Source organism: Haemophilus sp. HMSC071C11, from assembly GCF_001837655.1.
GTDB classification, from domain to species: domain Bacteria; phylum Pseudomonadota; class Gammaproteobacteria; order Enterobacterales; family Pasteurellaceae; genus Haemophilus; species Haemophilus influenzae.
The window spans coordinates 169,305-179,130 of sequence record NZ_KV833400.1 but is presented as its reverse complement, the minus strand read 5'-3'; the positions used below and the strand labels follow the sequence as shown (position 1 = coordinate 179,130).

Sequence of the window (9,826 nt, the reverse complement as noted above, 5' to 3'; positions counted from 1 at the left end):
GCCAGCCAGCCAGCCAGCCAGCCAGCCAGCCAATTATACACTAAATTAACCCGAAAAAGACAAGAAATCTTTTTTAATCAAACCCTTGCTTTTGATGAAATTGACCGACTTTTTGACGCAAAAGCATTCTCAAAATTCTCTCGCTATACCGCAGATGGCAAGCAACCCGTTGGCGAAATCAAACGCCATTTTGACGGCACGCCAGCCGAAAATCTCATTATCAAAGGCAATAATCTGATAGCCCTGCATTCGCTTGCCAAGCAGTTTAAAGGCAAAATCAAGCTGATTTATATTGATCCGCCATATAACACGGGCAATGACGGTTTCAAATACAACGACAAATTTAATCATTCCACTTGGCTCACTTTTATGAAAAATCGGCTGGAAATTGCGAAAACATTGTTGGCTGATGATGGCGTGATTTTTGTTCAATGTGATGACAATGAACAAGCCTATTTGAAAATTTTAATGGACGAAGTTTTTGGTCGTGAAAATTTTGTTACAACCATTCATTGCCAAATGTCCACAACGCAAGGAATGAAAGTTAAAGCGGCACAAGATGGAAATATTGTTAAAAATGCTGAATATATTATAGTTTTTTCAAAAAATGGACATAAAAATATTGCAATAAATCCCTTGTATGATTTGCGTTCAGAATATGATGAACACTATTCGCTATATTTAAAAAACGATGGGGCTATTGGGCAACTTAAAGAATTATATGATTATAGATTTCCAAAAGATTTAAAAAATACAACCGCACTTTCTTTAAAAGAAGCATTTAAGAAAAGTAATGAATTTGCCGAGATTGTGAAAACACATCTTTCCAAGATTGTAAGAAGCGATAAAGTTACTGGATTTGATTTATCCGTTGAATTAGAAAATAGCAAATGGAAAGAAGTTGAGAGAAATGGAAGAAAATATATTCTTACATTAGATAAAAATGGCAAAGTTTGCCAATTATTAAGACTACAAGATTCTTGGGGAAAAACTGATAATTACAATAATGATGAGGGACTTCGTAAAATTCGTGGTAATTGGTGGGAAGGTTTTTACCTTGATATGGGAAATGTTGGAAAAGAAGGGAGCGTAGATTTTAAAAATGGCAAAAAAGGAGAGCGTTTAATTTCACAAATTATTAAAACAGCAACCAACGAAAACGACATCGTCCTAGACTACCATTTAGGCAGTGGCACAACCGCCGCCGTCGCTCATAAAATGAACCGCCAATACATCGGTATTGAACAAATGGATTATATTGAAACGCTTGCCGTTGAACGCTTGAAAAAAGTGATTGAAGGCGAGCAAGGCGGTATTTCCAAAGCCGTGAATTGGCAAGGCGGTGGCGAGTTTGTTTATGCCGAACTTGCTCCATTTAACGAAACAGCAAAACAACAAATTTTGGCGTGCGAAAATTCAAACGACATCAAAACGCTGTTTAATGAATTATGCGAACGCTATTTCTTGAAATACAATGTAAGCGTGAATGAATTTAGTCAAATCATTGAAGAACCTGAATTTCAAACCTTACCACTTGACGAACAAAAACAAATGATGCTTGAAATGTTGGATTTAAATCAAATGTATGTTTCATTATCCGAAATGGACGATGAACAATTTGCAGGTTGCTTAAACGATGACGATAAAGCGTTAAGCCGTGCGTTCTATCAATCAGTAAAAAATCAAGCGGAGAAAAAAGATGGCGAATAATAAAACGTTGTTTGATTGGGTGGAAGACCGCAAATCAATGCTGGAAGAAATGGAACAGACAGATTTTTTCGCACTGCCTGAATTTGTTTCAAATAATTTGAAATATCCGTTTTTTGAATGGCAGAAATCGGCTTTAGAAAACTTTGTAATTTTTGACCGCACTCCAAAATTAAAGGACTTCCCCGATATCAAAAACCGCCCTACCCATTTGCTATTTAATATGGCAACAGGTGCAGGCAAAACGATGATGATGGCAGCGTTGATTTTGTATTATTTTGAAAAAGGGTATCGGCATTTTCTGTTTTTTGTGAATCAAAACAATATCGTGGATAAAACGGAAAATAATTTTACCGATCCGACGCACGCAAAATTTTTATTTACCGAGAAGATTTTGCAGGGCGATACGGTAATTCCTATTCGCAAAGTGGAGACATTTAGCCCACATTCAGACGGCATTGAAATTAAATTTACCAGCATTCAAAAGCTGTATAACGATATTCGCACCCGGCGGGAAAATCAAACCACATTGGCGGATTTGCACAAATTGAACCTTGTGATGCTGGGTGATGAAGCGCACCATTTAAACGCGCAAACCAAAGGCAAAAAACAAGGCGAATTAGATTTAGAAAAGGAAATGAACGACCGCACCAGCAATGCCGAAATTGAACGTAAAGGCTGGGAGCATATGGTTTTGGAATTGTTACTCAATAAAAATGGCAATCATAGCCAAAATGTGCTGTTGGAATTTACCGCCACGCTGCCTGAAAATGCTGACGTGCAACAAAAGTACGCTGATAAAATCATCACAAAATTTGGCTTAAAAGAATTTTTGCAAAAAGGTTATACCAAAGAAATCAATTTGGTATCCAGTACGCTGGGTAAGAAAGAGCGAGTGTTACACGCTTTATTGTTTGCTTGGTATCGACATCGAATTGCGTTGAAATATGGCATTGCCAATTTCAAGCCTGTGATGTTGTTTAGAAGTAAGACGATTGATGAATCAAAAGCGGATTATCTGGCATTTTTAAATTGGGCAGAAAATGTGCAGGCGGTTGATTTTTCGTTTTTAACTACATTTTCAACAAGCTTGAACGATAGCGATAGCGATAACGCCAACGAACAAGGCAAAACCCGCACTGAACAAGCCCTAAAATTTATGCAGGAAAAAGGCGTTGAGTTTGCACATTTGGCAGATTGGGTAAAACAAAATTATCAAAAACACAATGTGATTATTACCAACTCCGAGAGCAACAAAACCAAAACCGAAAAAACCGACAGCGAAACCGAAAAATTGCTAAATAATTTGGAAGCGGCCGATAATCCGATCCGTGCCATTTTTACGGTGGACAGATTAACCGAAGGTTGGGACGTTCTGAATTTGTTTGATATTGTGCGTTTATATGAAGGGCAAAACGGCGGCGGTTCAAATAAAAAATCAGGCAAAACGGCTGCCGCCACCGTATCGGAAAAGCAGTTGATTGGTCGTGGCGTGCGTTATTTTCCATTTGCGTTTGAAGATAAACAGCCGAATAAACGCAAATTTGACAATGACATGCAACACGAATTGCGTATTTTGGAAGAATTGTTTTATTACACGCACGATGAGCAATCTCGCTATATTTCAGAATTAAAAGCAGAACTTCGCAAAGATGGCTTTATTCCCGAAAACGATAAAGACAAGGTTTTAACCACCTTCAAACTAAAATCTGAATTTGCAGATGATGAAACTTTTAAAAACCTATTGATTTGGGCAAATCAAAAAGTAAAAAATCCCAATGCTAAAGCCAATAATGCAGACAGCCTAAAAGCCAATCCGCAAACGCTTTCATTCCAAATTCACGGCAATCAATTGTTGCAGGAAACGCAATTTACAGCCGATGAAAATGATGAAACCGCCCGACAAATCGGCACACAAAATAATTTTACTCAAACCATAAAAATGAGTGAAATGGAGCGGCACATTTTTAATAAAGCCTTGCATATCAAAGGAAAAAATAGTCAATCTTTATTTCATTTCGATCGCTTGCAAAGCAAACTCAACATTCAAAATCGCAATGAATTGCAAAATAACTTGTTAAAAGATTGGCAAATTGAATTTTTGGGATTAGGGCAAGATAAACAGATTAGCCCAGATGACAAACTTGCAGGCTGCCTAAAAATCTTGGAAATGGTTGAAAAACGTCTCAATGAAAGTGATATGCCATTTATCGGTACAAAAGAATTTACGCCTAAAAAATTGTGGGAAATTTTTGGCACACCAAAACAAAAATGGGTCAAAAAAGATGATGTAAAAACTGCTATTGCCATGCAAAATGATTGGTATGTGATGGATAATTTTGCTGGAACGAGTTTGGAAGAAGCGTTAATTCAATTTATTTCAGAGCGTTTGGGCGATTTGAAATCTAAATATGACGTTCATTTAATCCGCAATGAAGAAGTGTTTAAATTGAATAACTTTGCCGATGGTGAAGGATTTATGCCGGACTTTGTTTTATTGCTGAAAGATAAACAAAAATCTTCTTCCAATGGTGTGAACGACTTTTTGCATTACCAAATTTTCATTGAACCCAAAGGCGAACATTTAGTGGAAACTGATAGGTGGAAAGAAGCTTTTTTAAAATCAATCACAGTGGAATATGGGAAGGATAAGATCCTGCAAAAAGATACACCGCATTATCGTTTGATCGGTTTGCCGTTTTTTACTGATCATCAGAAAAATGGACAATTTACGGAGTTATTCCCTTTAGGAGAGACATAGCTTGAAAAATAGAGTGGTGTATTATTAAAACACAGCCTTAACAAAACAAGGGAGCATTAAAAAATGCTCCCTTTCTCTTAATCAACTTAACTTTATGGAATGACGAGTAATTAACCTTTCTGTACGCTATATGCTTCTAATGCACGTAAAGAATAAGTATAAGCTGCACCTGCATTTAATGCGATAGCTGTTGCTAATGCAGCAGCAACCTCAGCTTCACTTGCACCAGCTTTTACTGCTTCTTCTGCGTGTACGCTAATGCAGCTTTCACAACGAGTTGTTACAGCAACTGCTAATGCGATAAGTTCGCGAGTTTTAGCGTCAAGCACATTGCCCTCTTCCGCGGCTGAGCCTAATGCTTGGTAAGCTTGTAACATTTTAGGGTGTTGTTTACCCAATGCGCCAAATGATTTTTTAACGTGAGATGTGTGTTCTTTCCAATCTGCAAACATAATGTTCTCCTAAATATATTGAATTAATAACCAACTGGTGTGGCAAATTATAGGCGGATTAGATTATGATACTTGCTTATTTATCTCAATTTTTATCGCTAACATCTCATTATGGACTATTTAGATAAACTTACCCATTTAGCACAAGTGCGTGGAGAAATTAATATTCGCTGTGAATTTCAAGGCGAATGGCAAATATCTCATCAAGAAAAGGATGCAGGAAAAGGCATATTCCATCTTATTGAACAAGGCGAGTGCCAGCTTACACTAAATGAAAAACAATTTCATTTAAAAGAGGGAGATATTTTTTTTCTTCCTCAAAATCAACCGCACTTTATGCATTATTCAGTAAATAAAAGGGCAGATATTCCTACAAAAAAAAGTCATCAAGGATTATTTGAGTTACATCAGATTGGACGAGGTACACCAGATTTAAAAATGTTCTGCGGTAATTTTTATTATCAACAAGATGCACTTCTTACGGCATCAATGCCTGAATATTTACATATAAATTTATGCGACACGCCCATTCATCCTTTAGTGCAGCTTTTTTTGCAAGAAGCACAAAAAAATGATGCGGGTACGAAATCGGTCGTTGATGCACTTTCAAATGTACTTTTAATTTATATTTTACGTCACGCCATTCAACAAAATTTAATTGAACAAGGCATCTTATTCGCCTTACAAGATAAGCGATTAAATACTGCACTGATAGCAATATTACAACAACCTCAAAATGATTGGCATATTGAACAATTAGCTGAACTTGCAACAATGTCTCGTGCAAACTTTATTCGTGTTTTTCAACAACAACTTGGTATGTCGCCAGGACGTTTTCTCACGAAAGTGCGGTTACAATCTGCGGCGTTTTTATTAAAACAATCACAACAATCTGTGCTTGCCATTGCTTTAGAAGTGGGGTATCAATCAGAAGCGCATTTTTGTAAAGTTTTTAAAAATTACTACCAACTTTCTCCAAGCCAATACAGAAAATCTGTCAGCCTATAAATTGATTTGTTTTTGTGCTATAATAATATGCACTTCTAAAAGGCAACCCGCGTTGCCTTTTCTTTTTAAGGAAAAGATATGTTTAACAAAATTTTTTCGTGGTTTGAAAATCGTTTGAATCCCTATCCAGAAAGCAATCCAACAACACCTAAAAAAGGTTTGTTCCGTTTTATTTGGTCTAGTATTACAGGAATGAAAGGCTGGATTTTTTTGCTCGCAATTTTAACCGTAGGTACAGGTGTAATGGAAGCTGTATTATTCCAATTTATGGGAACGCTTGTAGATTGGTTAGGCACATTTACACCTGAAAGATTATGGCAAGAAAAAAGTCATTTATTAATTGGAATGGCTGCTCTATTACTTATTAGTATTGTGTGGGGATTTTTAGCTTCGGCCGTGCATTTACAAACCTTACAAGGCGTATTTCCAATGCGATTACGTTGGAATTTCCATCGTTTAATGCTTGGACAAAGTTTAAGTTTTTATCAAGACGAATTTGCAGGTAGAGTATCCGCAAAAGTAATGCAAACCGCCCTTGCAGTACGTGACACAGTACTTACACTTGCAGATATGTTCGTTTATGTATTGGTATATTTTATTACCTCTGGCGTAGTGCTAGTGGCATTAGATTCTTGGTTCTTATTACCATTTATTACTTGGATTATACTCTTCGGTTTGATCCTACGAACCCTAATTCCTAAACTATCAAAAACCGCACAACGACAAGCTGATGCTCGTTCTTTAATGACAGGACGCATTACAGATGCTTATTCTAATATTGCTACAGTAAAATTATTTTCTCACGGCTCACGCGAAGCTACTTATGCCAAGCGTTCTATGCAAGATTTTATGGTAACAGTACACGCCCAAATGCGCTTAGCAACATCACTAGATACACTCACTTACGCTACAAATATTCTACTTACGTTAAGTACTGCAATACTTGGTATTATTTTATGGAAAAATGGTCAAGTTGGCGTGGGTGCAATAGCAACGGCAACGGCCATGGCATTACGCGTAAATGGGCTTTCTCGCTGGATTATGTGGGAATCTGCCCGTTTGTTTGAGAATATCGGAACCGTAAACGACGGAATGAATACTTTAACTAAACCCCACACCATTGTGGACAAACCACAAGCGTCACCGTTACAAGTGAAACAAGGGGAAATTAAGTTTAACGATATTACCTTTGCTTACGATCCGACAAAACCATTACTCAATCATTTCAATCTCACTATCAAACCAGGGGAAAAGGTTGGGTTAATCGGTCGTTCTGGTGCAGGAAAATCTACGATTGTGAACTTATTACTTCGCTTTTATGAAGCACAACAAGGCGAAATTACCATTGATGGACAAAATGTACTCAATGTGCAACAAGAAAGCTTACGTCGCCAAATCGGTTTAGTCACTCAAGACACTTCGTTGCTACATCGCTCTGTACGTGACAATATTATTTATGGTCGCCCGAATGCTACTGATGAAGAAATGGTTTTAGCTGCTGAACGAGCGGAAGCCGCTGATTTCATCCCATTTCTCAGTGATTCTCAAGGTAGAAAAGGCTATGATGCCCATGTGGGAGAACGCGGGGTAAAACTTTCTGGTGGTCAGCGTCAGAGAATTGCCATTGCTCGTGTAATGTTAAAAGACGCACCAATTCTATTGTTAGATGAAGCCACAAGTGCATTGGATTCAGAAGTGGAAGTGGCAATACAAGAAAGTCTAGATAAGATGATGGAAAATAAAACTGTGATTGCCATTGCCCATCGTTTATCCACCATCGCAGCGATGGATCGCCTGATTGTGCTTGATAAAGGACAAATTGTCGAACAAGGTACGCACGCCGAATTACTAGAGCTCAATGGTCTGTACGCTAAACTTTGGAATCATCAAAGTGGCGGATTTTTAAGCGGAAGTGCTGAATAATATTGCGTTTATCATATTTAATTAATTGTACTGTAATCAAGCTAATTAAAAAATTAGTCTAATTTAATAGCTAAAGAAAAGTGCGGTGAATTTTCACCGCACTTTTTTGCTAGATATTTAGCGTTTAATTCACGACTTCAGCAGTATATTTCAGCTTGTGAATTGCATCGAATAATTGTTGGTTTGTGACTTTTGGATCTTCCACAACCGTCACTAAACCATCTTTAATAGATGCTTTTGTTGAAATAACGCCATCAATATTACGCAGTTCTTTATTGACTAAGTAAGCACAAAGCTGGCAATTCATTTCCTTTACTTTTAGCACAATTTGTTTGGTTTCATTCGCATGAGCGAAAAAAATTGCAAACAGCGAAAGCAAAAGTGCGGTACATAATTTCTTCATTTTTATTCCTAATTAGCTAATTCTAAAATCCAAGGTAAAATTGTTGGATAGGTTAAGAAAAAAATCATCACGATAAATACAATCCAATATAAAACGATAAGTTTTTTACGGGAAATATATTTGCTACAAATGATTTTTTTGGAAAACATCAACAGCCAAAATCCATAGGCAAAGGCACATAATGAAATGATAAGCATAGGAATACGCAAATAATCATATTCGCCTAAGCCAATCAACCAAGTGGACGACACACCAAATACTAAATAAATTAATGGTGCGATGCAGCACAAGGTTGATGCCACCGCAGCACTTAGTGCGGCGGCTATGGCAACCCAAAAGGATTTATTAGAGTTTTTTAGATACGTAGTCATATTTAAATTCTTTTGGGTCAAAGGAATTTAACGGATCGCCACCTACTTCTGCATATGGATAGCCGAAGTTATTGATTGGAGCCAGTTCTGGTTGTGGATATAAATCGAAGTCACGGGCATGATTAAATCCCACCCAGTTTGCTTCCCAGTTACCAAACAAATATTTTGCTACGGCTTGTGTATCTTTATCTTCAACAGATTTTTTCTCTGCTAAACGCATTTTGGCAACGTCTGCGGAATCAACTGGTACCCATCCAAATCCTGCAAGGTAGAATTCAGCGCGGCAGTGCTGACCGCCACTTACGTTTACGATGCCTTGTTCATTTGCACTACCGAAGGCACCTTTTGAATATTTGCCCATTTTCTCTGCCGTACCTAAGCGAATACCAAAAATTTCACGAGCAGGGATGCCTGCAGCACGAGCAAGTGCCACAAATACAGAGTTAATATCGGTACATTTACCTTTTAACACGCCAGTGGTAAGAATTTTTTCTACATCGCCGTCACCACAACCTAATACAGAATTATCACGTTCCATATTTTTTACGATCCAGTGGTGAATAAGTTCTGCTTTCTTCAATGGATTAGTTTCTTTACCTAGGATTTTGTCAGCAAATTCTTTCACAATGCCATCAGTTTTAATATGTGGAGTAGCTTTTAAGTATTCTTGTACATCCACGGAATACTGAATATCTTTTGGCGGAGTATAATTCTCTAAAGCACCTTTCACCATCGGTTCACGGTCTTTTGTTTCAATGACCATCGTGACTTTTAAATCACGTTTTTGTGCATCTTTATCCCAAGTGGCAAATAAGGTTTTCGCTCCGTATTTATTGTTTTCTGTTACATAGGCATTCATGTAATTACCTTCAAAGTGAATCGATTTCACTTGTTGGTATTCCCCATTAAATGGTAATGGAACCCATAAATTGGTTTGTCCTTGCGAGCCTTTTGGCACAACTAAATCATAGGTTTGCGTGAATTCGTAAAGATGGGCGTCTGTATTGTAGTTTGGAATAATGGTGTTTGCATGAGCTAACGAGCCACACGCAGAAAACACCGCAACCGCGATAAGTTTCTTCATGAAAAGATCCTCTAGTTAATAATAGTTAAACTTAACATATTAGATAAACTAATACGCCACTATGCTAACGGATTTTTAAATCTATAGTCAATTTGTTATTCCAAAATTTATAAAAAC

General features: G+C 37.3%; 8 protein-coding genes. 4 read left to right on the top strand and 4 right to left on the bottom strand.

Features of this window, described 5'->3' with window-relative positions:
* Both HMPREF2644_RS02015 and HMPREF2644_RS02010 read left to right on the top strand, forming a co-directional pair.
* Positions 1 to 1,710: site-specific DNA-methyltransferase (locus HMPREF2644_RS02015; protein ID WP_257285505.1), on the top strand; the 1,710-nt coding region annotated here is incomplete at its 5' end.
* Positions 1,700 to 4,468 (top strand): DEAD/DEAH box helicase family protein, encoded by a 2,769-nt coding sequence (locus tag HMPREF2644_RS02010; protein ID WP_038441394.1) that lies wholly within the window; start codon positions 1,700 to 1,702, stop codon positions 4,466 to 4,468. The genes HMPREF2644_RS02015 and HMPREF2644_RS02010, both read left to right, overlap by 11 nt.
* 110 nt (positions 4,469 to 4,578) lie before the next feature.
* On the opposite strand, the gene HMPREF2644_RS02005 is transcribed toward HMPREF2644_RS02010, so the two are convergent.
* Positions 4,579 to 4,920: a carboxymuconolactone decarboxylase family protein gene (locus HMPREF2644_RS02005; RefSeq protein ID WP_011272361.1), complete on the bottom strand. Its 342-nt coding sequence runs from the start codon at positions 4,918 to 4,920 to the stop codon at positions 4,579 to 4,581.
* A 111-nt stretch (positions 4,921 to 5,031) separates the two neighbouring features.
* Between HMPREF2644_RS02005 and HMPREF2644_RS02000 the strand changes: the two genes are divergently transcribed.
* Together HMPREF2644_RS02000 and HMPREF2644_RS01995 are read left to right on the top strand one after the other, a co-directional pair.
* Positions 5,032 to 5,928 (top strand): cupin domain-containing protein, encoded by an 897-nt coding sequence (locus tag HMPREF2644_RS02000; protein ID WP_011272360.1) that lies wholly within the window; start codon positions 5,032 to 5,034, stop codon positions 5,926 to 5,928.
* A 78-nt stretch (positions 5,929 to 6,006) separates the two neighbouring features.
* Complete coding sequence (locus HMPREF2644_RS01995; RefSeq protein WP_011272359.1) at positions 6,007 to 7,851, top strand: ABC transporter ATP-binding protein; 1,845 nt, start codon at positions 6,007 to 6,009, stop codon at positions 7,849 to 7,851.
* Between the two features lie 124 nt (positions 7,852 to 7,975).
* On the opposite strand, the gene HMPREF2644_RS01990 is transcribed toward HMPREF2644_RS01995, so the two are convergent.
* Genes HMPREF2644_RS01990 through HMPREF2644_RS01980 form a run of 3 tightly spaced genes read right to left on the bottom strand, consistent with a single transcriptional unit; the run spans position 7,976 to position 9,709 of the window.
* Positions 7,976 to 8,254: a heavy-metal-associated domain-containing protein gene (locus HMPREF2644_RS01990; protein WP_070828192.1), complete on the bottom strand. Its 279-nt coding sequence runs from the start codon at positions 8,252 to 8,254 to the stop codon at positions 7,976 to 7,978.
* Between the two features lie 8 nt (positions 8,255 to 8,262).
* Positions 8,263 to 8,625 carry a mercuric transporter MerT family protein gene (locus HMPREF2644_RS01985; protein WP_005656013.1) on the bottom strand — a complete coding sequence of 121 codons (363 nt, stop codon included), beginning with the start codon at positions 8,623 to 8,625 and terminating at the stop codon, positions 8,263 to 8,265.
* Positions 8,600 to 9,709: a transglutaminase-like domain-containing protein gene (locus HMPREF2644_RS01980; RefSeq protein WP_011272358.1), complete on the bottom strand. Its 1,110-nt coding sequence runs from the start codon at positions 9,707 to 9,709 to the stop codon at positions 8,600 to 8,602. Before HMPREF2644_RS01980 ends, HMPREF2644_RS01985 begins: the two co-directional genes overlap by 26 nt.
* Positions 9,710 to 9,826: the final 117 nt, after the last annotated feature.

Bases quoted from the DNA above. Each gene is read 5' to 3' on its own strand.
- HMPREF2644_RS01985 (WP_005656013.1), bottom strand. From the start codon at position 8,625: ATGACTACGTATCTAAAAAACTCTAATAAATCCTTTTGGGTTGCCATA.
- HMPREF2644_RS02005 (WP_011272361.1), bottom strand. From the start codon at position 4,920: ATGTTTGCAGATTGGAAAGAACACACATCTCACGTTAAAAAATCATTT.
- HMPREF2644_RS01990 (WP_070828192.1), bottom strand. From the start codon at position 8,254: ATGAAGAAATTATGTACCGCACTTTTGCTTTCGCTGTTTGCAATTTTT.
- HMPREF2644_RS02000 (WP_011272360.1), top strand. From the start codon at position 5,032: ATGGACTATTTAGATAAACTTACCCATTTAGCACAAGTGCGTGGAGAA.
- HMPREF2644_RS02010 (WP_038441394.1), top strand. From the start codon at position 1,700: ATGGCGAATAATAAAACGTTGTTTGATTGGGTGGAAGACCGCAAATCA.
- HMPREF2644_RS01980 (WP_011272358.1), bottom strand. From the start codon at position 9,709: ATGAAGAAACTTATCGCGGTTGCGGTGTTTTCTGCGTGTGGCTCGTTA.
- HMPREF2644_RS01995 (WP_011272359.1), top strand. From the start codon at position 6,007: ATGTTTAACAAAATTTTTTCGTGGTTTGAAAATCGTTTGAATCCCTAT.